We start from the raw sequence: 22,584 nt of genomic DNA, 5'->3' as shown, positions 1-22,584 counted from the left end.
GCAATGCCGCATTTTCGGCAGGCAGCTTGCGCGAGCACCCATCGCAAGTGGGGTCGAACGCCGCATCCGCCAAGGGCACCTGGGGAACGCGGCCACGAAAAAGCCGCCCGAGGGCGGCTTCTTGTCTCGCAACGAGCAGGGGATCAGCGCTTGCTGAACTGCTTGCGGCGACGGGCGGAGTGCAGACCGACCTTCTTACGTTCGACTTCACGCGCGTCACGCGTCACGAAGCCGGCTTGGCTCAGGACGGGCTTGAGCGTTGCGTCGTAGTCGATCAGGGCACGGGTGATGCCGTGGCGCGTAGCGCCGGCTTGACCCGATTCGCCGCCGCCGTTCACGTTGACCATCACGTCGAAAGCTTCGAGGTTGTTGGTCAGCGCCAGGGGCTGCTTGGCGATCATGATCGAGGTTTCACGGCCGAAGAACGCTTGGATGTCCTTGCCGTTGACCGTGATCTTGCCGGTGCCTTTTTTCAGAAACACACGGGCGACGCTGGATTTGCGACGGCCGGTGCCATTGTTCCATTCACCAATCATTCTCAAGGCTCCTTACAGTTCCAGCACTTTGGGCTGTTGGGCGGTATGCGGGTGCTCAGCGCCACCGTACACCTTGAGTTTCTTGATCATCGCGTAACCAAGCGGGCCCTTGGGCAGCATGCCCTTGACAGCCTTTTCCAGGGCACGGCCCGGGAACTTGTTCTGCATGTCGCGGAAGTTCGTCGCCGTGATACCGCCCGGGTAGCCCGAGTGACGGTAGTACACCTTGTCGATCGACTTGGCGCCGGTGACGCGCAGTTGCGCGGCGTTGATGATGACGATGTAGTCACCGGTATCGACGTGAGGCGTGTAAATGGCCTTGTGTTTGCCGCGCAAACGGAGAGCAACTTCGCTGGCTACTCGTCCGAGGACCTTGTCGGTCGCGTCAATCACAAACCACTCGTGCGTCACGTCAGCGGGCTTGGCGCTGAACGTTTTGGTCATGAGTTTTTCTCTTGAAAGAGGGTTTGGCGAGCCCTTTTCCACGGTCGGCGTTCCTCTGCTGGGAATCTCTTAGGTGGGTTTTCATGCCTGCTCGCCCAGTGATGAGCAGGTGAACATGCCTTCGCCGCGGGGCTACAAAAACGCTGCGAAGCCCGCGATTATATGAAGAAATGGCCAAACGGCCAATTTCCGGGCTTGAGGGGGCCTCAGCGCTGGATGCGGACGAGTTCCAGGCTCTCGTTGGCCCCCGAGGAGACTCCACGCTGGTATTCGCCCTCGAAACGGACGATCCGACCCAGTTCGGGGCTGTACCAGGCGGCGCCCCGAAAGCGCGTACTGGCACCGGTCAGCGGCAGGCTGGTGGTGCTGGAGGCAAAGATCCAACCCTCATAACCGATGCGCATCACGTTCAACTCCATGCCGTCCACGCGCATCGTGTGCTCGCTGCCCACCGAGGCGGTGAGTTCGTGCCGCAGCCGGTCGCCGGTGGTCGCCACGTAGTCGAGGTGCCAGCGCATGCCCGGCTGGAGGTCGTCCTTCGGCGCCCAGCCGCCCGGCGGCGATGCGCTGTCGAACAGGCCGCCGGCGGATGAGGTGAGAGTCACCACCTGCCCATTGGCCTTCTCGACCCGGCTGCCGGCGTTGAACGACAGCTCGTCGCCGTTGACCCGGTCCACTCGGTAGATCACCGGCGTGCGGTTGCCCGTCAACCGGTCGGTGCGCACGTATTCGAGCGCGTCACCGGCGCGCAGCGGCTCCGCCAGCGCCACGCCGACGCGACGGCGGGCGGCGCCTTCGGGTTCGTTGGCCCGTGCCGCCAGCTGCGCCTGGGCGCGGGCCGGCAATTCCGCCAGGAACTCGGCCGGCATCGCGAAATTCAGGTTGCCGCCGTCGCGGGCGGCAAAAGTGGTGATGCCCAGCAGGCGGCCGTCGCTGTCGAACAGCCCGCCGCCGCTCGATCCCGGGGCGATGGCGGCCGTGGTCTGCAGCAGCCGCGCCTCGCCGTCGCCGCCGCGCAGGCCCGACAGCAGGCCTTCGCTCAGCGTGTTTTCCAGCCCGCGCGGATTGCCGATGGCGTACACGCGCTGCCCCACCCGCGCACCGCCGGCGGGCGCCAGCGCCACCGGGGTGGCCGTGAAGTTGGCGACCTTGATCTGGCACAGGTCGCGCCCCGGGTCCGGGTACTCGAGCGTCGCGCCGTAGGTGACGTTGTCGCGCTTGACCACGAAATTGCTGGCCTTGGCGAGCACGTGGCAGGTGGTGACGAGGCGGCCGGGCGCGATCACCACAGCGCTGCCGGCGCGCAGCGGGCGCTCCTGCGCGTCGAAGGTGCGCACGGCCCAGACGCTGCCCGTCAGCTTGGCGAACAGGGCGTCCGGCTCCAGCGCGGCAGCGTGGCCGGTGGCCAGCAAGGCGCCAGTGCACAGCCACCGTGCGGGGTTCATCCAGGTCGGCTTCACGGCTTGGGAGGCAGCAGGCCGCGCAGGTCGTCCATCGAGACGCGGGCATCGGGCGCCGCGGCGGGTGCGGGGCGCACTGGAGCGACGGCCACGGGAGGAGAAGGAGGAAGCGCAGGCAGCAGCACGACGGGCGCTGGCGCGGGCACAGGCGCTGCGGCCGTCTTCGGCGCCGGCGGGGCCGCCATCTCGGTCGTGCCGATCTTCATGCCGGTCGTCGCCTCGTCGCCGGTTTGCGCGCTGCGGTCAAAGCTGCGCACCTCGCCGAAGATCAGCTGGATCCAGCTCGGGTAGTTGAAGCCCGCCCCGGTGCCGGTGTCGATCGCCACGCCGACCAGGCCGCCGATCATCACGTTGCCGACCAGGCCCGCGTTGACGCGCGAAATCGCCTGGCCGCGGGCCGGCGGCAGGCCGGCCTGGGTGCATTCGATGCTCAGGTTCTCGCCCGATCGCCGCACCGGCAAGGTCAGGCCGGAGCGCACCACGGCATCATTGCGGTCGTTGGAGACCCGGCAGCGGGCCCCGTCGACGACCTTGCCGGCGGGCGACAGAGTCTCGATCTTCACGTTCTGCGTGGTCCCGTGGGTCACGGAAGCGCAGCCCGTCAAAATAGACAAAACACCCGCGCCGACGCACAGGCCCCAAAATCGCCATCCGGCTCCTCGCATTGCTGCCCCTCGTTGTGTTTTGTAAATCAATGTAGCGCCGCGCGAGTCTAGCGCTCCCCTTTTCACTTTTTCAGGCCTCATTCCATGTTCAGTTACCGCCACGCGTTCCATGCCGGCAACCACGCCGACGTGCTCAAGCACACGGTCCTGATTGCCACGCTCGACCACCTGCTTGAAAAAGAAGCCGCGCTGACCGTCGTCGACACCCACGCCGGCGCCGGCCTGTATCGGCTCGATGGCGACTACGCCGGCACCAGCGGCGAAGCGGCCGACGGCGTGCTGCGCTTCTTCGCGGAGTCGTCAAAAGCGGCTGAAACGCCTGCGCCCGGCGCCCCGGCCGCGAAATCGGCGGGCAAGAAAGCGGCGGTGCCCGCCGAAGACAAGCCGGTCGCCGAAGCCATCGCCCGCTACCTGAGCGTGATCCACGACTTCAACCCCAAGGGCGGCGCCCGCGTCTACCCCGGCTCGCCGTTCATCGTGCAGCACCTGCTGCGCGACCACGACAAGCTCAAGCTGTTCGAATTGCACCCGACCGATTCGCGCACGCTCGGCGCCAACATCGCGCAGCTCGAAGCCGGCCGGCAGATCGCCGTGCTGACCGAAGACGGCTTCGGCAGCGCCACCAAGTTCCTGCCGCCGCCCTCGCGCCGCGCGCTGGTGCTGATGGACCCGAGCTACGAAATGAAGACCGACTACGGCCGCGTGCTCGACTTCGCGGCCGAGGCGCTCAAGCGCTTCGCCACCGGCACCTACGCCGTCTGGTACCCGATCATTCCGCGCCCCGAGGCGCACGACCTGCCGCGCCGCCTGAAGACGATGGCGACCAAGGCCGGCAAGTCGTGGCTGCACGCCACGCTGACCGTCAAGTCGAGCAAGATCACGAAGGACGCCGCATCGGGCGAAACGCAGCGCCCGGGCCTGCCGGCGAGCGGGATGTTCCTGATCAACCCGCCCTACACGCTGAAGGCGCAACTGGCCGAGGCGCTGCCCCAGCTGGCCGAACGCCTGGCACAAGACCGCAACGCCGCCTACTCGCTCGAGAGCGGCGGCTGAGGCCGGCCGCTCAGCGGCGCTTGCGCGGCGGCACGGCCGCCCGCTTGCGCGCAGGTGCCGGCGCACGCACGCGCGACGTCGGCGCCTCGGGCAACAGCGCGGGCTGCAGATCGCCTGCCGCCACGGCTTCGCCGCCGCAGCGCATGCCCTCGCGGTCGATGACCGACAGCGCCACCTGCTTGATGCCCATGCTCGTGAGGCCGATGCGGTCGGCCGCGGCGCGGCTCAGGTCGATGATGCGGCCCGGCGTGAAGGGCCCGCGGTCGTTGACGCGCACCAGCACCTCGCTGCCATTGACCAGGCTGCGCACGCACAAGCGCGTGTTGAAGGGCAGCGTCTTGTGGGCCGCCGTCATGGCGCCCATGTCGAAGCGCTCGCCGTTGGCGGTCTTGCGCTGGTGGAACTGGATGCCGTACCACGAGGCCCCGCCGCGCTCGAAGATCTCGCGCGGCTCATCGCCGGGCACGCCGTCGTCCAGCGCCTCGCCGGTGCCCGACACCGCGAGGTCGTAGCGCACCGACGGCACGGCCGAGCGCGGCGCCGCACCGGGCGGCACGGCCAGGCCGCGTCCCAGCGGCAGCAGCCGCTTGTCGGACGCCGCCGGCGTGGCGGCGGTGTCCGCATCCTTGTTGTCCTGCGTGGCAGGCGGCATGGTGCAACCTGCGAGCACACAGGAGACCGCGACGGCGACCGCGCGCAGCCCTCTCAATCCAGGCGCTCCAGGATGGCCAGCGTGGCCGCCGACTGGTTCATCGTGTAGAAGTGGATCGCGGGTGCACCGCCCTCTTGCAGGCACGCGCACAGGTCGGTCACCACGTCCAGGCCGAAGGCCTTGATGGACGCCGTGTCGTCGCCGAAGCCCTGCAGCCGCAGGCGGATCCAGCGCGGAATCTCGGCGCCGCAGGCGTCCGAAAAACGCATGAGCTGCGTCGAGCTCGTGATGGGCATGATGCCCGGCACGATCGGCGTGTCGAGGCCCAGCTTGCGCGCGTCGTCGACGAAGCGGAAGTAGGCCTCGGGGCTGAAGAAATACTGCGTGATGGCCGAGTCGGCGCCGGCCTTCACCTTGGCCGCGAAGGCCTGCAGGTCGGCCTCGGGCGAGCGCGCCTGCGGATGGATTTCGGGGTAGCACGCCACCTCGATGTGGAAGTCGCGGCCGGTCTCTTCGCGAATGAAGGCGACCAGGTCGCTCGCGTACTGGAACTCGCCGCCGATGCCGTAGCCACTGGGCAGGTCGCCGCGCAATGCGACGAGGCGCTTCACGCCCATGGCCTTCAGTTCGGCCAGCTGCTCGCGCACAGTGGCGCGCGTGGCGCCGATGCACGAGAAGTGGCTGGCAGCGTCCACGCCCTCGGCCAGGATCTCCTGCACCGCACCGAAAGTGCCCTGGTGCGTGGAGCCGCCCGCGCCGTAGGTGACCGAGCAGAACTGCGGCTTGCGCACATACAGCTGCTGGCGCACGGCGCGCAGCTTGACCGCGCCTTCGGGCGTCTTGGTCGGGAAGAATTCAAAACTCAGCGGAAGGCGCACCTGCGTCTCCTTAGGAACCGTCGCCGGCCTTGGCAGCACGAACGGCGTGAATGAAAAACTCGCGATTGCCGTCGCCCCCGGCGATCGGGCTCTCGAACCAGCGCAGCACCTTCAGCTCGAGCGCCGCGCAAGCGTCGTGCAGGCGCTTCTCGACCACCGCGTACATCGCCTCGTCGCGCACGATGCCACCCTTGCCGACCTGGCCGGGCTGCAGTTCGAACTGCGGCTTGACCAGCATCAGCAACTGGCCGTCGTCGGCCAGGAACTGCACCACGGCCGGCAGCACCAGCGTGAGCGAGATGAACGACAGGTCGCCGACGATGAGGTCGAAGCGCGGCTCGGGCGGGGCTTCGACCACTTCGGCGACCTCGCCCACTTCAGCGTCTTCGTCATCGCCCTCGTCCACCTGCAGATCGGCCGGCGACAACGCCCGCGCATTGACGCCTTCGATGGCGACCACGCGTTCGTCCTCGCGCATGCGCGGATGGAGCTGCCCGTGGCCCACATCGATGCCCACCACCTTGGCGGCGCCGTGCTGCAGCAGGCAGTCGGTGAAGCCGCCAGTCGACTGGCCGACGTCCAGGCAGAGCCTGCCCGTCGGGTCCACGCCGCTGGCCTTCAGCGCGCCTTCGAGCTTGAGGCCGCCGCGCGACACGTAGCGTGCCTCGGCGGCGTCGGCGAGCTCGAGCTCGGCCGACTCGGGCACTTCGTCCTTGTTCTTGACGACAGTGCGCCACGCGTCGCTCGTGCCCGCGTCACGCCAGCGCATGCCGCCGGCGATGAGCCGGACGGCTTGCGAACGCGACGCGGCCATGCCGCGTTCTACCAACAGTTGATCAGCGCGCATGGACGCTTAGTAGCGGTACGTGTCCGGCTTGTACGGGCCGTTCTTGCTCACGCCGATGTAGGCGGCCTGGGCGTCGGTCAGCTCGGTGAGCATGGCGCCGACCTTCTTCAGGTGCAGGCGCGCAACCTTCTCGTCCAGGTGCTTGGGCAGCACGTAGACCTTGCCCACCTGGTAGGCGTCGGGCTTGGTGAAGAGCTCGATCTGGGCGATGGTCTGGTTGGCGAACGACGACGACATCACGAAGCTCGGGTGGCCCGTGCCGCAGCCCAGGTTCACGAGGCGGCCCTTGGCCAGCAGGATGATCTTCTTGCCGTCCGGGAAGGTGATGTGGTCCACCTGCGGCTTGATTTCTTCCCACTCGTACTTCTCGATCGACGCGACGTCGATCTCGTTGTCGAAGTGGCCGATGTTGCAGACGATGGCCTGGTCCTTCATCTTGACCATGGTGTCGTGCGTGATGACGTCCTTGTTGCCCGTGGTGGTCACGAAGATGTCGGCCTTGTCGGCGGCGTACTCCATCGTCACGACCTTGTAGCCTTCCATCGCGGCCTGCAGGGCGTTGATCGGGTCGATTTCAGTCACCCACACCTGCGCCGACAGCGCACGCAGGGCCTGGGCCGAGCCCTTGCCCACGTCGCCGTAGCCGGCCACGCAAGCCACCTTGCCGGCGATCATGACGTCGGTCGCGCGCTTGATGCCGTCGACCAGCGATTCGCGGCAGCCGTACAGGTTGTCGAACTTGCTCTTGGTGACCGAGTCGTTCACGTTGATGGCGCGGAACAGCAGCGTGCCCTTGGCGCTCATCTCGTTCAGGCGGTGCACGCCCGTGGTGGTCTCTTCGGTCACGCCGATGATTTCAGCGGACTTGCGGGTGTACCAGGTGTCGTCGACGGCCAGCTTGGCCTTGATGGCGGCGTAAAGAATGCGTTCTTCTTCGCTGGTCGGGTTGGCGAGCACGCCCAGGTCTTTCTCGGCGCGCTGGCCCAGGTGCATGAGCAGCGTGGCGTCGCCGCCGTCGTCCAGGATCATGTTCGGGCCTTCGCCCTTCGAGCCCTTGGGGCCGAAGTCGAAGATGGCGTGGGTGTAGTCCCAGTAGTCCTTCAGCGACTCGCCCTTGATGGCGAACACCGGCGTGCCGGCGGCGGCGATGGCGGCGGCGGCGTGGTCCTGCGTCGAGAAGATGTTGCACGAGGCCCAGCGCACTTCGGCGCCCAGGGCTTGCAGCGTCTCGATGAGCACGGCCGTCTGGATGGTCATGTGCAGCGAGCCCGTGATGCGCGCGCCCTTGAGGGCCTGGCCCTTGGCGAACTCTTCACGGATGGCCATGAGGCCGGGCATCTCGGTTTCGGCGATGCGGATTTCCTTGCGGCCCCAGGCGGCAAGGGACAGATCGGCAATCGCCTGGTCGGCGGTCGAGACGGGGGTGGGCTTGAGTACAGCGCTCATGAGAACTCCAAAACTGGTTTGAAAGATGCCACTGCGTACGGGGAAGAAAAACTCACCGCGAGAACAGCGGGTGAGCGTGGTTGCGATGTGGTCCGAGCCTCACGCCTGACGGCGCTGCAACGCTCCTCGGAGCGCCGGATTGTAGTCGCGGCCGCCGCACCCGCCAATCGACCGGGGCATCCCACATCACGGAAAGCGCGGGCGCCGCGGCGTCGCACGGGCCACCTCGGGAAACTCCGCAGGCAAATCCGCGCTTCGACCGCCCTCGGCCGCGCCGACGCGGCGTATCGTGGCGGCGGGCCCCGGCCGCCCGGCCGCTGCCTGCATCCACCCGTTCGATTGTTTTCATCACCCGACACAGGAGATTCCGCACCATGGCCACTGCCAAGAAAGCCGCCGCGAAAAAAACCACCGCCAGCAGCGCCGGCGCGAAGCAGGCGGCGCCGTCCGCCGCGGACATGCTCGACCCGATGAAGAACCTCAAGGGCATGGCCGAGCGCCTGCAGAACCTGGACCTGACCGGCAGCGCCGGCAAGCTGCTCGACAGCGGCCGCAAGGACCTGCAGGCGCTGATGCAAGCCAACGAGAAGTCCTACCAGGGCCTGCAGTCCGTGGTGCAGCGACAGACCGAGATGATCAAGAGCGCCATCGCCGAATGGCAGACCGCCGCCAAGGCGATGCCCGGCAAGGACCCGAAGGAAAACCTGGCCAAGCTCGACGAGCTGGGCCGCCAGTCGTTCCAGCGCGCCGTCGACGACATCAAGGAGCTGGCCACCCTGGCCGCCAAGTCGCAGGCCGATGCCTTCGACGTGGTGCGCCAGCGCATCCAGTCCAACGTGGACGAGGTCACGAAGCTGCTGCAGCGCAAGTAAGACAGCAGCCCGCATGACCGCTGTCCCACCCCGCACCGAACGGCGCACCCGCGCCAACGGCATCGACCTGGCCTGGGACAGCTTCGGCGACCCCGAGGCGCCGCCGCTGCTGCTGGTCATGGGCCTCGGCGCCCAGATGGTCGCCTGGGACGACGCGTTCTGCGCCGGCCTGGCGCAGGCCGGCGGGCACCACGTGATCCGCTTCGACAACCGCGACATCGGCCACTCCACCCACCTGTCGCACGCCGGCGTGCCCGACATCCAGGGCCTGATGCTGCAGGCCATGGCGGGCCGGCCGCTGCAGGTGCCCTACACGCTGCGCGACATGGCCGACGATTGCGTCGGCCTGCTCGACGCGCTGGGCATCGCGCGCGCCCACATCGTCGGGGCGTCGATGGGCGGCGCCATCGGGCAGGAGATGGCCATCCATCACCCGGAGCGGATGCGCTCGCTCACCAGCATCATGTCGAGCACCGGCGACCCGGCCCTGCCGCCGCCCACGCCCGAGGCGCTGGCGGTGCTGTTCGCGCCCCCGCCGACGAGCTTCGAGGCCTATCTTCCGCACCACGCGAAGGTGTGGCGCGTGCTGCGCGGGCCCGACGCCTTTCCGCTCGACGAGGCACGCGATGCCGGGCGCGCGCAGCTCGCTTTCTTGCGCGGCCTCAACCCGGGCGGCGTGGCGCGGCAGCTGGCGGCGGTGTTCGCGTCGGGCAACCGCAAGCCGGCGCTGCGTGCGGTGCAGGTGCCCACGCTGGTGATCCACGGCGACGTCGATCCGCTGGTGCCCGTGGCCTGCGGCATCGACGTGGCCGAGGCCATTCCCGGTGCGAAGCTGCTGCGCATTCCGCGCATGGGTCACGCACTGCCGATCGCGATGTGGCCGCAGATCACCGAGGCCATTGCCGCGCACACCGCACGAGCAGCGCGGCGCGACGATCACTGAAGAAAAAAAGAGACAACGACCAACCCAGACGGAGGTGTTTCGATGAGCCAGTTTCCGTCCCTCGATCCCATGGCCATGTGGCGCGAGCTCACGGCCCAGTGGGAAAAAAGCACCAACGAATTCGCCAACGAAACCATGGCGTCGGACCCGTTCCGACAAGGCATGCATGGCGGCATGAACGCCTCGCTCACCGCGCAGAAGGCGCTGGGCGACCTGATGGCGCGCTACCTCACGCTGCTGAACCTGCCGACGCGCGGCGACCTGCAGGCGCTGGGCGAACAGCTGCACCGCATCGACGACCACCTGGCGGGCATTCGCCGCGCGCTGGAAGGCGGGGCCGGACCTGCTGCGCGGACAGCGCGGACCGCCGATGCCGCCACCGCGTCGCCCCGGCCACGTCGCACCAGGCAGCCGCCCGCGGCGGCGCCGATCCCACCTGTCAAAGCCGCCGCCCCAAAGAAACGCCCCACCGGAAAGCACCGCCCATGAGCGCGCTGCCCGACATCCGCGGCGAGATCGAGCGCACCATCCAGCGCAACATCAAGGGGCTCGACTTCCTCACCTCGACCGCACCCGCCGTCGGCCTCACGCCCAAGGACGAGATCTACCGGCGCGGCACGCTGAGCCTGTACCACTACCGCCCGATGGTCGACGAGATCTACCGCGTGCCGGTGCTCATGGTGATGGCCACCACCAACCGCGCCTACATCTTCGACCTCGCGCCGGGCCAGAGCATGGTCGAGTACCTGCTGCTCAAGGGCTACGACGTCTACGTGATGGACTGGAACGCGCCGCGCCCCGACGAGAAGCGCCTGCGCATCGAAGATTACGTGCTCGACTTCATTCCCGATTCGATCCGCCGCGTGCAGGAAGACTCGGGCGAAGAAGACGTGACCCTCGCCGGCTACTGCATGGGCGGCGTGCTCTCCACGCTGTACGCCGCACTGCACCCCGACGGGCCGATGAAGAACCTGGCGCTCTTCACCACGCCGATCGACTTCAGCCGCATGACGCTGTTCCATGCGTGGTCCGATCGGCGCTATTTCGACGTCGACCGCCTCATCGACACCGTCGGCAACGTGCCGCCCGAGATGTTGTTCGCCTCCTTCGACATGCTGCGCCCCGCCGGGCGCGGCGCCGGGCTGGTGCAGCTGTGGGACAACATGGCCAACGACGAGTTCGTCAAGTCGTACCGCATGTTCGACCGCTGGGGCGCCGAGATGCTGCCGCTGGCCGGCGAGTACTTCCGCCAGACCGTGAAGGAGCTCATGTGGGACAACAAGCTGCACAAGGGCGCGCTGGTGCTCGGCGGGCGCAAGGTGCTGCTGAAGAACATCACCGTGCCGGTGCTGCACGCGCTCGCGCAGCACGACCACATCGTGCCCTACGAGGCGGGGCAGCCGCTGATCGCCGGCATCGGCTCCACCGACAAGGAAGAGGTGGTGCTCAAGGGCGGCCACGTCAGCCTGGCGGCCGGCACCAACGCCGTGCGGCGGCTGTGGCCCAAGCTCGACGAATGGCTGGGCGTGCGCTCCATCTGACGAACACAACCCTCACCTCATGCCCATGACCGCCTCTTCTTCCCGCACCTACCCGCGCACCGTCGCCCACGCGGACGGCGACATCGCCCTGCGCCTCATGACCGGCGCCGACGCCCCCGCCGTGCTCGCCTTCGCGCAGGCGCTGCCGGCGCACGACCTGCTCTTTCTGCCGCGCGACATCACCGAGCCCAAGGTGATGGCCGCCTGGGTCCGCGCCATCGAGCGCGGCGACATCGACAGCGTGCTCGCCGTGCGCAATGGCGCCGTGCTGGGCTGCGCCGCCGTCATCCGCGACCCGCACTCGTGGTCGGGCCACGTGGCCGAGCTGCGCGTGCTGGTCTCGCCCACGCTGCGCGGCGGCGGCCTGGGCCAGCAGCTCGCGCAAGAAGGCTGCGCGCTGGCCTTCGCGCACGGGCACGAAAAGATCGTCGCCCAGATGACCGTCGACCAGCGCGGCGCCATCGCCGTCTTCCAGGCCCTGGGCTTCCGGCCCGAGGCCCTGCTGACCCGCCACGTGAAGGACCGCGAGGGCAAGGCGCACGACCTCGTGGTGCTGAGCCAGGACGCGGCGCAGGTCGAGGCGCAGATGCGGGCGTACGGGGTGACGGAGGCGTTTTAGGCCCATCGGCAGGGGATTGAGGAGGATTGCGGGGCGGCCTCCTAAAATCGGGGGATTCCCCTGCAGATTGCCCACCTTGTCTTTTCTCGCCGAAACCCGCCGCCGTCGCACCTTCGCGATCATTTCCCACCCTGACGCCGGCAAGACCACGCTGACCGAAAAACTGCTGCTGTTCTCGGGCGCGATCCAGATCGCCGGCTCGGTGAAGGCTCGCAAGGCCTCGCGCCACGCCACCTCCGACTGGATGGAAATCGAGAAGCAGCGCGGCATCTCGGTGGCCTCGTCGGTGATGCAGATGGTGTACCGCGAGCACGTGATCAACCTGCTCGACACCCCCGGCCACAAGGACTTCTCGGAAGACACCTACCGCGTGCTCACCGCCGTCGACTCGGCGCTGATGGTGATCGACGCGGCCAACGGCGTGGAAGCGCAGACGCGCCGGCTGATCGAGGTCTGCCGCCAGCGCGACACGCCCATCATCACCTTCGTCAACAAGATGGACCGCGAAGTGCGCGAGCCGCTGGACATCCTCGACGAGGTGGAGCGCGAACTCGGCATGCCCTGCGTGCCCATGACCTGGCCCGTGGGCCAGGGCAAGAGCTTCCGCGGCATCATGAACCTGCGCACGCAGGCGATGACGGTGTTCGAGTCGGGCAGCGAGCGGCTGCCGCACGACTTCGAGACCATCCCGCTGAGCGAGCGCGACACGCTCACGAAGCGCTTCGGCGCCGACTTCGAGCACGCCATGGAAAGCATGGAACTCGCCACCGGCGCCTCCCCCACCTGGGACCGCGAGGCCTTCCTGGCCGGCAAGCAGACGCCCGTGTTCTTCGGCTCCGGCGTGAACAACTTCGGCGTGATGGAAGTGCTCGACGCGCTGGTCGACCTGGCGCCGCAACCGCAGTCGCGCACCAGCACCACGCTGGTCAACCGCCAGCCGGTGGTGAAAGAGATCCAGCCCGAGGACAAGGACTTCGCGGGCGTGGTCTTCAAGGTGCAGGCCAACATGGACGCCAACCACCGCGACCGCATCGCCTTCGTGCGCATGGCCTCGGGCAAGTACACGCCGGGCATGAAGCTCAAGGTGCAGCGCACGTCGAAGGAGCTGCGCCCCACCAGCGTCGTGACCTTCATGAGCCAGCGCCGCGAGGCGGTCGAAGAGGCCTACGCCGGCGACATCGTGGGCTTCACCACGCACGGCGGCGTGCAGCTGGGCGACACCATCACCGACGGCGCGAACCTGCAGTTCACCGGACTGCCCTTCTTCGCGCCCGAGCTGTTCATGACCGTCATCCTGAAGAACCCGCTGCGCACCAAGCAGCTGCAGCAGGGGCTGGCCCAGCTCGGCGAGGAAGGCGCGATCCAGGTCTTCCGCCCCGAGGTCGGCGGCCCGATGCTGCTGGGCGCCGTCGGCCAGCTGCAGTTCGAAGTGGTGCAGCACCGCCTGAAGGCCGAGTACGACGCCGACGTGCGGCTCGAAGGTTGCCAGTACACGGGCGCGCGCTGGATCACGGCCGACACCCCGGCCGAGCTGCGCGAGTTCGTCCATGCGTACCCGGTGCGCATGGCCAAGGACGCGGCCGACACGCTGGCCTTTTTGTGCACCTCGCCGTACGACGTGCGATTGGCGCAGGAGCGTTTTCCGAAGATCCACTTCCATCCGCTGCGCGAGCACGCGGGGCTGGCGCTGCAAAGCGCAGGCTGATCAGCTGCCCGACGAGGTGTAGTGGCGCAGCCCGATGCGCCACGCACCGAACGCCGCCGCGAGGAACACGAAGCCCGCGAGCGGCGACACCCACCCCACCCAGGCCGGCGCGCCCAGCGGGTCGGGCTTGCCCAGAATCGCCAGCACCGGGTAGTACGCCACGCAGGCCAGCGGCACGATGAACGTCAGCACACGGCGGAACCACTGCGCATAGAGCGCCAGCGGGTACTGCGCCGCCTGCACACCGCCATAGGTGAGCACGTTGGCAATCTCCAGGCTCTCGACGGTCCAGAACGACAGCGTGCCCTGCAGCACGAGGATGCCGAGGAACAGCGCGATGCCGCCGGCCATGGCGAACAGCGCGACGGCCACGGCGCTTGGCGTCCACGCGATGTCGGCCTGCACGGTCGCGAAGGCCAGCACCAGCAGGCCCTGCAGCAGGCGGCCCAATCGGCTGATGCGCACGTCGTGGCCCATGAGCTGCAACGCGAGCGGACGTGGGCGCAGCAGCAATCGATCAAAAGTGCCGGTGCGCAGGAACTCGGTGCCCAGCACGTCGAAGCCGCGACCCAGCGCGTCGGCAAGGGCGAACATGCAGTTCACCAGCCCATAGAACAGCGCGACCTCGCCGATGCCCCAGCCCTGCACCTCGCCGAAGCGATGGAACAGGGCCCAGACGGCGACCACCTCGATGCCTGTGCCGAGGAACTGGCCGATGGTGAGCAGCAAAGCTGATGCGGGGTATCGCGCCTGGCCGCTGATGGACGCGGCCATGAGGCGGAAGAAAAGGGGAAGCGCGCCCATCTTCAGTGGCTCTCTTGGCTTGGTTTGCCGCTGTTCAGGGCGCGTGCACAGGCCACCGGGTACTTCCCTCCGCGAATGTCCCCCGGGCTTCGCCCTCCTCCTTGATTTCGCTGCGGGAAGCACCCAGTGTCCTGCGCCCGCTGAGCGCGGTCGTTGTGCGGGTCGATCAACGACCGCACTGTCCACCGCTCACGTCGATGGGGTGCCTTGCGCAGCGCAATTAAGGGGGAGCCCGAAGGGCGGAGGACATTCGCGGAGCAAGGCTCCCCGTCGGCGTGAGTGCGCCCTGAACAGCGCTGCACCTTAACCACCCTGCACCTGCAGACTGCGCATCGTGCGCCCCATCGTCACCTTCCCGAACGCCACCAGCGCGACGATCCAGAAGCACTGCAGGCCCAGGCCACCCAGCGCATGCCAGCCGCTCAACTGCCCGAAGTACAGTCGCGCCGGAATGTCGATCAGCCCGGCCAGCGGCTGCACCAGCAGCGCGGTCTGCCAGGCGTCGGGCAGCAGCGCCAGCGGCAGCAGGTTGCCGGAGAACACGATGACCACGGGCGTCGCCACCGCCTGGATGCCGCGCTCGTTGAGCGCGGCCGTGGTCGCCACGTTGAGCAGCATCACCATCGCGGTCGAGAGCAGGAGGCCGAGCACCACCGACAGCAGGAATGCCGCGCCGGCCACGGCATTCACGGGCAGCTGCCAGGCCCAGTCGCCCAGCCCCACCAGCGGCAGCGCGACCGCCGCGAAGGCCGCCATCAGCGCCACGCGCGGCAACAGGCGCGCTGCGATCCAACCCGCCGTGCGCGCGAACCACAGCGCGTACGCATCCACCGGGCGGAGCCGGTCGTAGGCGACCGCGCCGGTGCGCGCGGCCTGCGCCACTTCGGGGTCGCCGAGCCAGGGCATCAGCACCAGCAAACCTTGCGCGAGCCAGGTGTAGGTGATGGCCTGGGCCAGCGACATCGACGAGGCCGCGCCCGCGATGGCGCTGCCGCTGTAGAACGCGGCGAACACCATCACCTTGATGCCGCCCCACCAGCACTGCGTGGCAAAGCCTGCGAGCGCCGCCGTGCGGTACTGCAGCATCTGCAGAAAGCGCGAGACGAACGCCGCGACATACGGCCGGGCGAGGTCGCGCGGGCCCATGGCGGGCCTCACGCCTCGCCCGCTCCGTGCATGGCGTAGAAGCGCGCGATCACGGCTTCGATCGCGAGGCCTTCAAGGCGGATGTCTTCCACGGCGTGCGCGCCGGCGATGCGGGCGATGAGCGCGGGGGCGGGGGTCTGCTTGGGGTCGAAGTCGAGCACCAGCGTCTGGCCGTCGCGCGAATGCACCGTGGCGCCATCGACGTGCGCGGGCAGCGTGGCATCTTGCGCAAAGTCGACCACCAGCCGGCGCTCGGCCAGCACCTGCGCGCGCAGCGCCTCGACCGGGCTGTCGGCCAGCACGCGGCCGTGGCCGATGACGATCACGCGCTGGGCCAACGCTTCGATGTCGTGCATGTCGTGCGTGGTCAGCAGCACGGTGGTGCCGCGCTCGCGGTTGGCGCGCCGCACGAAGTCGCGCACGGCGAGCTTCGAGGGCGCGTCGAGGCCGATGGTCGGCTCGTCGAGGAACAGGAGGTCGGGCTCGTGCAGCAGCGCCGCCGCAATCTCGGCGCGCATGCGCTGGCCCAGCGAGAGCTGGCGCACGGGTTGGTCGAGCACGCGCTCCAGGTGCAGCAGCGCGACCAGCTCGTCGCGCGTTCGGCGGTAGCGCTGCGGATCGACGCGGTAGATGTCGCGCAGCAGATCGAAGCCGTCGCCCACGGGCAGGTCCCACCACAGCTGCGTGCGCTGGCCGAAGACCACGCCGATGCGCGCCACATGCCGCTCGCGGTCGGCAAAGGGGTCGCGGCCGTCGACTTCCACGCGCCCGCCATCGGGCCGCAGGATGCCCGACAGGATCTTGATGGTGGTCGACTTGCCCGCACCGTTCGGCCCGATGAAGCCCAGCAGCTCGCCGCGCTCGAGCGCGAACGACACGTCCGACAGCGCCTCCACCGTGCGGTGGCGGCGCTGCAGCAAGCCGCGCAGCGCCCCGCGCAGACCGGGGTCGCGCTCGGACACCTTGTAGGTCTTGCGGAGGTGGTCGACGAGGATGTGAGGCATGGTGAGAGGAACAGAGCGAGAGCGCCGCGCCGGCCCTGAAAGCGCGGCGGGGGCGGGATGCTACACGAAAGCGCCGGTACGATCACGGGCCCTCCCGAGAATTCCGCCCCATGCCTTCGATGCCTTCGCCTCCCCTGCCCGCTTCGCCCCACCACCTGTTGCCGCTCGCGCGCTGGCCCGCCGACGCGCGCGCGGCGCTCACCGGCGTGTTCACCGACATCGACGACACGCTCACCACCGACGGCGCGATCACGCCCGACGCATTGAAGGCGCTGGCCGACCTCAAGGCCGCGGGCCTCGCGGTGGTTGCGATCACCGGCCGGCCCGTGGGCTGGAGCCTGCCGTTCGTGAACAGCTGGCCGGTCGATGCGATCGTGGCCGAGAACGGCGCGGTGGCGCTGCGGCCCGCCACGGGCGGCAGTGTCGAGAAGCGCTACCAGCAGGACGCCGCCACGCGCGCCGCCAACTTCGCGCGCATGCAGGCCGTGCTGGCACGCATCGAGCGCGAGATTCCCGGCGCCGGCCGCGCCACCGACTCGCCCGGGCGCGAGACCGACATCGCGATCGACCACAGCGAGTTCGTGACGCTCGACGACGACACCATCGCGCGCGTCGTCGCGCTGATGCGCGGCGAAGGCATGCACGCCACCGTGAGCAGCATCCACATCAACGGCTGGTACGGCGACAACGACAAGCTCGAAGGCGCGCGCTGGATCGTGCGCGAACTCTGGGGCCGCACGCTCGACGACGAGAGGGACCGCTGGGCCTACGTGGGCGACTCCACCAACGACCAGCTGATGTTCCGCAGCTTCGCGCACAGCATCGGCGTGGCGAACGTCGCGCGCTTCGTGCCGCAGCTGGAGCACCTGCCGCGCTACGTGACGCAGGGCGAGCGCGGCGCGGGGTTTGCCGAGGCTGCGCACGCGGTGCTGTCGGCGCGCTGAGCCGCGCCTTTTTCCAAGGTCGCAGACGAAAAAAAGGCCCGCACGAGGCGGGCCGAATGGACCGGTTGAACGACCCTTGGAGAAACTTGCAGGGGTGCGGTCGCGCGCTGCGCGACCGCACAGACCATCAGAACGTGTGGCGGATGCCGAACTCGTAGCCCATCGAGCTCTTGGCCTGCAGCGCCGTGCGGTTGAACGTGGTGGCGTACGACGGGCCTGCACCCACCGTGAGGCCGGCGCCGTTCTTGTTGCTGACGCGCGCGACCGTGCCGTACAGCGCGGTGCGCTTGGACAGGTTGTGCACGTAGCCCAGCGCGAGCTTGCTGGCCTTCGGGTCGGCGTTGTTCACGCCGAACACGGGCACGCGGTTGAAGTCGTACTTGACGTGCGAGTACGACGCGCGGATCACGCCCGGGCCGATCGGCACGGTCACGCCCAGCAGGTAGCCCGTGAGGTCCACGTCCTGGCCGGTGGAGAAGATGTTCAGCGCGTTGCGCTCGTCCTTCGAACGCGAGACTTCACCGAACAGCTTGGCCACGCCGAAGTCGTAGGTCGCGCCGAGGTTGAAGGTCTTGATCTTGCCCGGACGTGCCACCGCGGCGGCGCCGCTGCCGGTCGTGAAACTGGTGTCGTTCTGCGCGTAGCTGGCGGCGATGTCGAACGGACCCGTCGTGTAGCCCAGGCGCCCGCCGATGTGGCGGCCGGTGTTGGTGCTGGCGGCGGTGTCGGGCGACAGGCGCGTCTGCTCGGCCAGGCCGTAGGCCACGTTGCCGTACAGGCCGCCCAGGCGCGGCAGGAAGTACTGCACCATGTTGCTGGCGCGCTTGTAGGTGCTGTTGCTGCCGTAGCCGCTGCCCGACAGGCTGGCTTCGTTGGCGTCGATGATCAGCGAGCCGCCGATGCCGGTGTCGCCGAACGGATCGAACTGTTCTTCGTTCATCACCGTCGCGGTCTTGTCGCGGCCCAGGCGCAGTTCGCCGAAGCTGCCTGCCAGGCTCACCGTCGAACGGCGGGTGAAGCTCGACACGCCGGTGGCGCCGTCGTCGTTGGTGATCGGGGCTTCGAGCCAGAAGCTGGCCGACAGGCCGCCGCCCAGGTCTTCCACGCCGCGGAAGCCGAGACGGCTCGAGCTCAGGCCCGAATTTGCCAGCTCGGTGCGGCTGGCCTTCACGCTGTAGGCGGGGCCGAAGGGGTTGGTCGAAACGCTCTTGTTCGCTACGTTGCGGTAGGCGGCATCGACCACGCCGAACAGGGTCACGGTCGATTGCGCCGACGCGGCGCCGCAGGCTGCGATGGCAGCCAGAACAAGCAGGGATTTTTTCATTCGTGTCACTCCAGGGATGGGAAAGTCGCTGCACCGACATCGGGCGCGACAGTGGGACGTCCGGGCGATGCCGCCGCGAGACTGGGTCCGAGTTTTCCTTCGCTGGAAGACAAAGGGATTACATAGGGTTAACGCCTAAATTGCAGAGGGTTTTAGGGGGTGAGTTCGGGACACCGATCGGGGATCGGGGTAGGCGCTGCATGGCGCAGGCCGAAACGTGCATAGAAAAATCGAATTTCTATACACGTCGTCGACGACGTGCATAGAAACCGGCGGAATCCATGTTCAGCAGCGACCGTGGCCGCGGCTGTCGTGTTCCCTCCGCCTCACTTCTCCTTCGCCAACCCCAGCTTGTCGATGATCACCTTCTCGCGCACTACCGTGTCCTGCGCGAACTTGGTGTACGTGGCCGAGCTCATGTAGTTGGGCAGCATGTCGTAGCGGCCGAGCGACGCGACGTAGCTCGGTTCTTCCATCGCCTGCTTGAAGGCGTCGTGCAGCTTCTTCACGACCTCGGGCGGCGTGCCCTTGGGCGCGCCGATGCCGAAGGGCGAGTTCTGCACCACGTCGTAGCCCAGCTCTTTGAGCGTGGGCGCGTCGGGGAACTTGGCCAGGCGCTTGTCGCCCCAGGTGTTGAGCACGCGCAGCTTGCCGGCCTCGACCTGCGGCGCGAAGCCGGTGCTGTCGGCCGCGGCCATGAGCTGGCCGCTGACCACGGCCAGCATCAGGTCGGCGCTGCCCTTGTAGGGCACGTGCTGCAGCGTGATGCCGGCCTTCTGCGCAATGATCTCGGTCGTGAGGTGCGGGCTGGTCAGGTTGCCGGTCGAGCCGTAGGTGAGCTTGCCGGGGTTGGCCTTGGCATAGGCGACGAAGTCGGCCCAGGTCTTGAAGGGGCTGTCGGCCGGCACGACGATGCCGAAGGCATAGCCGGTGACGTTCAGCACGTACGTGATGTCCTTGAGCGGGTCCCAGTTGATCTTGGTGGTGTAGCCCAGGCGGAACACGCCCAGCGGAATCTGCGCGACGGTGTAGCCGTCGGGCTGCGCGGTCTGCAGCGCCTGCGCGGGCAGCGTGCCGCCGGCGCCGGGCTTGTTGTCGACGATCACGGGCTGGCCCAGGATCTTGCTGGCGTTGTCGGCCAGCTGGCGCATGGTGATGTCGGTCGGGCCGCCGGCAGGAAAGGCGATGACCAGCTTGATGGGCTTGGCGGGAAAGGCCTGCTGCGCAAAGGCCGCCAGCGGGGAGACGAGGCCGCACGCGGCAAGCGTGGCGGCACAGAGGAGCGAAGATCGGCGGAGCATGGCTGACGGGTTCCTGAAACTTGGGAAAGCGCCGATTGGGCCCGGCCCGGTGGTCGAAGGCAATCGGGGCTCCCCTGATTTCCCGGGGAAACCAGGGCCTATTCAGGCCGCGCAGTCGCCTGCGCGTCAGCCGCGGCGCCCGAGGGGGCTCCCGCTGCTTCGGTTACTTACTTCTGCGCGAAGCCTTCGAGCACGTTCACCGTGTTCACACCCACTTCGGCCACCGCATAACCGCCTTCGAACACGAACACCGTCGGCAACCCCAGGCGCGCGAGGTCTTCGCCCATGCGCAGGTAGTCGTCGCTCTTCAGCCTGAAGCCCGAGATCGGGTCGCCCTCGAAGGTGTCGACGCCCAGCGACACCACGAGCGCGCCGGCCTTGACCTTCGCGATGCCGTCGATCGCCGTCTTGAGCGCCGCGCGCCAGGCCGCAAAGTCGGTGCCGCGCGGCAGCGGAAGGTTGTGGTTGAAGCCCTCGCCCGCCCCCGCGCCGCGCTCGTCGGCGTGGCCGAGGTAATACGGGTAGTCGGTGAGCGGATCGCCATGCAGGCTGGCGAAGTGCACGTCGCTGCGCTCGTAGAAGATCGCCTGCGTGCCGTTGCCGTGGTGGTAGTCGACGTCGAGCACCGCCACGCGCTCGACACCCGCATCGCGCAGTGCCTGCGCGGCGACGGCGGCGTTGTTGACGAAGCAGTAGCCGCCGAAGAAATCGGCGCCCGCATGGTGGCCCGGCGGGCGCGTGAGCGCGAAGGCGCTGCGCTCGCCGCCGATGACGCGCTGCGCCGCGGTCCACGCGCAGGCGGCGCCCTGTCGCGCCGCGGCCCAGCTGCCGGCCGTGAGCGGTGTCCCCGCATCGAACGAGAAGAGGCCCAGGCGCGCCGGAAAACTCTGCGGCAGCACGTCGGTGCGCATGCCGCGCGTGGGCCAGTAAGAAGGCAAGGCATCGCGCGAGGCATTGGCCGGATCGAGCGCCACCCATTCGTCCCACGCGCCGGCGATGAAGTCCAGGTAGCGCGGCGCATGCACCTTCGCCAGCAGGGCATCGTCGAGCGCGTCGGGCGACTGCAACAGGCCGAGGCCGCGCCGTTCCAGTTCGTGCCTCACATGGTCGACGCGCGCGGGCACCTCGAAGCAGGGCACCAGCTCGCCCCGGAACATTTCGACTTTGCCTTGGTGCAGCGCGTGCTGGTCGTTGTAGATGGTGAGCATGAAGCAGCAAGAAGCGTGACGACAGGGGCTGCCATCATGCCGCACGCCGCAGCACCGCCCGGCGCCGACCCGAGGCGGTGAGACCGAACAGGTCCTTCGGGTCGTCGAGCTCGGGCACCAGCGCGATCTGCCGGCCCACGCCGCGCTCCAGCGCCAGCTGCTGGATGCAGCGCAGCGCCGTGTAGTCCTCCAGCGCGAAGCCGACCGAGTCGAACACCGTCACCTGCTCGGGCCGCTCGCGCCCCGGCACTTCGCCCAGCAGCACGCGCCACAGCTCGTGCACCGGGAAGTCGGGCGGCAGCTGCTGGATCTCCCCCTCGATGCGGGTCTGCGGCTCGTACTCGACGAACACGCGCGCGCCGCGCAGCACATCGGGGTGCAGCTCGGTCTTGCCGGGCGAATCGCCGCCCACGGCGTTGATGTGCATGCCGGGCTCGATCATCTCGGGCGTGAGCACCGTCGCGTGGCCCTGGTAGGCGGTGATGGTGGTCACGATGTCGGCGCCGCGCACCGCCTCGGCGGTGGAGCCGGCGCGCACGATCTCCATCGGCGTGCAGGCCGCGAGGTGGCGCACCAGCTTGTCGGTGGCGTGCGGGTCGGTGTCGAACACGCGCACCTGCCCGATGCCCAGCAGCGCATGGAAGGCCAGCGCCTGGAACTCGCTCTGCGAGCCGTTGCCGATGATGGCCAGGCTGCGCGCGTCGGGCCGCGCCAGCGCCTTGGCGGCCATGGCCGAGGTGGCGGCCGTGCGCAGCGCGGTGGTGAGCGTGAGTTCGGACAGCAGCACGGGGTAGCCCGTGTCGACCTCGGCCAGCACCCCGAAGGCCATGACCGTGGGCAGGCCGACCTGCGTGTTGTGCGGATGGCCGTTGACGTACTTGAAAGCGTAGGCGCCGTCGTCGGCCACGGGCATGAGTTCGATCACGCCCAGGTGCGAATGGCTGGCCACGCGCGCCTTCTTGTCGAACTCGCGCCAGCGCAGAAAATCGTCGCGCAGCGCGTCGGCCAGGGTGACGAGGAATTGCGGGACGCCGGTCTCATCCACCAGGCGAACCAGGCTGTGAACATCGATGAAGCGGGTCATGGCGCGGCTCCTTGCGTAGCCCCCAGTACGGCGCTTCATCCATTCACACGGTCTCCACCATGGCTGATTCAGGATGCGCCTGCGCCAAGGGTTCAAGCCATTGTGCGC

General features: G+C 68.4%; 22 protein-coding genes, 1 pseudogene and 1 riboswitch. Of the genes and pseudogenes, 8 read left to right on the top strand and 15 right to left on the bottom strand.

Going from position 1 to position 22,584, the window contains the following annotated elements:
• Nucleotides 1–143: 143 nt before the first annotated feature.
• From rpsI to GFK26_RS34015, 4 genes are all read right to left on the bottom strand, one after another.
• The gene (gene rpsI, locus GFK26_RS10710; protein WP_056577474.1) at nt 144–536 is read right to left on the bottom strand and encodes a 30S ribosomal protein S9; all 393 of its coding nucleotides are present in this window, start codon (nt 534–536) and stop codon (nt 144–146) included.
• A 12-nt stretch (nt 537–548) separates the two neighbouring features.
• Nucleotides 549–980, bottom strand: a complete 432-nt coding sequence (rplM, locus tag GFK26_RS10705; RefSeq protein WP_056577471.1) for a 50S ribosomal protein L13 — start codon at nt 978–980, stop codon at nt 549–551.
• A 206-nt stretch (nt 981–1,186) separates the two neighbouring features.
• Nucleotides 1,187–2,440, bottom strand: coding sequence for a S1C family serine protease (locus tag GFK26_RS10700; protein ID WP_153281949.1), 1,254 nt, complete (start codon nt 2,438–2,440; stop codon nt 1,187–1,189).
• Nucleotides 2,437–3,027, bottom strand: a complete 591-nt coding sequence (locus GFK26_RS34015) for a hypothetical protein (protein ID WP_194274064.1) — start codon at nt 3,025–3,027, stop codon at nt 2,437–2,439. The genes GFK26_RS10700 and GFK26_RS34015 overlap by 4 nt, the downstream gene beginning before the upstream one ends.
• Before the next feature lie 162 nt (nt 3,028–3,189).
• On the opposite strand from GFK26_RS34015, the gene GFK26_RS10690 reads away from it, so the two are divergent.
• Complete coding sequence (locus GFK26_RS10690) at nt 3,190–4,158, top strand: 23S rRNA (adenine(2030)-N(6))-methyltransferase RlmJ (RefSeq protein WP_153281948.1); 969 nt, start codon at nt 3,190–3,192, stop codon at nt 4,156–4,158.
• A 10-nt stretch (nt 4,159–4,168) separates the two neighbouring features.
• Here GFK26_RS10690 and GFK26_RS10685 read toward each other — a convergent pair whose 3' ends face one another.
• The 4 genes from GFK26_RS10685 to ahcY are packed head-to-tail and all read right to left on the bottom strand — an operon-like array spanning nt 4,169 to nt 7,981.
• Nucleotides 4,169–4,810: a septal ring lytic transglycosylase RlpA family protein gene (locus GFK26_RS10685; RefSeq protein ID WP_153281947.1), complete on the bottom strand. Its 642-nt coding sequence runs from the start codon at nt 4,808–4,810 to the stop codon at nt 4,169–4,171.
• A gap of 53 nt (nt 4,811–4,863) precedes the next feature.
• A complete protein-coding gene (metF, locus tag GFK26_RS10680; RefSeq protein WP_153281946.1) occupies nt 4,864–5,688 on the bottom strand; it encodes a methylenetetrahydrofolate reductase [NAD(P)H] in 825 nt (274 codons plus the stop codon).
• Nucleotides 5,689–5,698: 10 nt separating this feature from the next.
• Nucleotides 5,699–6,535: a TlyA family RNA methyltransferase gene (locus tag GFK26_RS10675; protein ID WP_153281945.1), complete on the bottom strand. Its 837-nt coding sequence runs from the start codon at nt 6,533–6,535 to the stop codon at nt 5,699–5,701.
• Between the two features lie 6 nt (nt 6,536–6,541).
• Nucleotides 6,542–7,981, bottom strand: coding sequence for an adenosylhomocysteinase (gene ahcY, locus GFK26_RS10670; RefSeq protein WP_153281944.1), 1,440 nt, complete (start codon nt 7,979–7,981; stop codon nt 6,542–6,544).
• 65 nt (nt 7,982–8,046) lie between these two features.
• A riboswitch (S-adenosyl-L-homocysteine riboswitch) is annotated at nt 8,047–8,115 on the bottom strand.
• A gap of 240 nt (nt 8,116–8,355) precedes the next feature.
• On the opposite strand from ahcY, the gene phaP reads away from it, so the two are divergent.
• From phaP to GFK26_RS10640, 6 genes are all read left to right on the top strand, one after another.
• Nucleotides 8,356–8,853, top strand: coding sequence for a TIGR01841 family phasin (phaP, locus tag GFK26_RS10665; protein WP_153281943.1), 498 nt, complete (start codon nt 8,356–8,358; stop codon nt 8,851–8,853).
• A gap of 13 nt (nt 8,854–8,866) precedes the next feature.
• Nucleotides 8,867–9,796, top strand: a complete 930-nt coding sequence (locus GFK26_RS10660) for an alpha/beta fold hydrolase (protein ID WP_153281942.1) — start codon at nt 8,867–8,869, stop codon at nt 9,794–9,796.
• A gap of 42 nt (nt 9,797–9,838) precedes the next feature.
• The gene (locus GFK26_RS10655; RefSeq protein WP_153281941.1) at nt 9,839–10,285 is read left to right on the top strand and encodes a hypothetical protein; all 447 of its coding nucleotides are present in this window, start codon (nt 9,839–9,841) and stop codon (nt 10,283–10,285) included.
• Nucleotides 10,282–11,337 (top strand): alpha/beta fold hydrolase, encoded by a 1,056-nt coding sequence (locus GFK26_RS10650; RefSeq protein ID WP_153281940.1) that lies wholly within the window; start codon nt 10,282–10,284, stop codon nt 11,335–11,337. The genes GFK26_RS10655 and GFK26_RS10650 overlap by 4 nt, the downstream gene beginning before the upstream one ends.
• A 19-nt stretch (nt 11,338–11,356) precedes the next feature.
• Complete coding sequence (locus GFK26_RS10645; protein WP_153281939.1) at nt 11,357–11,956, top strand: GNAT family N-acetyltransferase; 600 nt, start codon at nt 11,357–11,359, stop codon at nt 11,954–11,956.
• Nucleotides 11,957–12,032: 76 nt separating this feature from the next.
• Complete coding sequence (locus GFK26_RS10640) at nt 12,033–13,661, top strand: peptide chain release factor 3 (protein WP_153281938.1); 1,629 nt, start codon at nt 12,033–12,035, stop codon at nt 13,659–13,661.
• Here GFK26_RS10640 and GFK26_RS10635 read toward each other — a convergent pair whose 3' ends face one another.
• The 3 genes and pseudogenes from GFK26_RS10635 to GFK26_RS10625 all read right to left on the bottom strand — a co-directional run.
• Nucleotides 13,662–14,465 carry an ABC transporter permease gene (locus GFK26_RS10635; RefSeq protein ID WP_153281937.1) on the bottom strand — a complete coding sequence of 268 codons (804 nt, stop codon included), beginning with the start codon at nt 14,463–14,465 and terminating at the stop codon, nt 13,662–13,664.
• Between the two features lie 303 nt (nt 14,466–14,768).
• Entirely contained in the window at nt 14,769–15,611 is an 843-nt protein-coding gene (locus GFK26_RS10630; RefSeq protein ID WP_153281936.1) for an ABC transporter permease, read from the bottom strand.
• Between the two features lie 8 nt (nt 15,612–15,619).
• Nucleotides 15,620–16,468: pseudogene (locus GFK26_RS10625) on the bottom strand (ABC transporter ATP-binding protein); the annotation flags it as partial.
• Nucleotides 16,469–16,734: 266 nt separating this feature from the next.
• Here GFK26_RS10625 and GFK26_RS10620 point away from each other — a divergent pair.
• A complete protein-coding gene (locus tag GFK26_RS10620; RefSeq protein WP_153285925.1) occupies nt 16,735–17,559 on the top strand; it encodes an HAD-IIB family hydrolase in 825 nt (274 codons plus the stop codon).
• A gap of 127 nt (nt 17,560–17,686) precedes the next feature.
• On the opposite strand, the gene GFK26_RS10615 is transcribed toward GFK26_RS10620, so the two are convergent.
• The 4 genes from GFK26_RS10615 to GFK26_RS10600 all read right to left on the bottom strand — a co-directional run bounded on the left by GFK26_RS10615 (nt 17,687) and on the right by GFK26_RS10600 (nt 22,476).
• Entirely contained in the window at nt 17,687–18,883 is a 1,197-nt protein-coding gene (locus tag GFK26_RS10615) for a porin (RefSeq protein ID WP_153281934.1), read from the bottom strand.
• Between the two features lie 326 nt (nt 18,884–19,209).
• Nucleotides 19,210–20,184, bottom strand: coding sequence for a tripartite tricarboxylate transporter substrate binding protein (locus GFK26_RS10610; RefSeq protein ID WP_153281933.1), 975 nt, complete (start codon nt 20,182–20,184; stop codon nt 19,210–19,212).
• Between the two features lie 167 nt (nt 20,185–20,351).
• The gene (locus tag GFK26_RS10605) at nt 20,352–21,392 is read right to left on the bottom strand and encodes a histone deacetylase family protein (RefSeq protein ID WP_153281932.1); all 1,041 of its coding nucleotides are present in this window, start codon (nt 21,390–21,392) and stop codon (nt 20,352–20,354) included.
• Nucleotides 21,393–21,426: 34 nt separating this feature from the next.
• Nucleotides 21,427–22,476: an ornithine cyclodeaminase gene (locus GFK26_RS10600; RefSeq protein ID WP_153281931.1), complete on the bottom strand. Its 1,050-nt coding sequence runs from the start codon at nt 22,474–22,476 to the stop codon at nt 21,427–21,429.
• Nucleotides 22,477–22,584 lie beyond the last annotated feature (108 nt).

Source organism: Variovorax paradoxus (assembly GCF_009498455.1).
Taxonomy (GTDB): domain Bacteria; phylum Pseudomonadota; class Gammaproteobacteria; order Burkholderiales; family Burkholderiaceae_C; genus Variovorax; species Variovorax paradoxus_H.
Note: the sequence above shows the minus strand (reverse complement) of the source record. Positions and strands in the feature narration are given on the sequence as shown.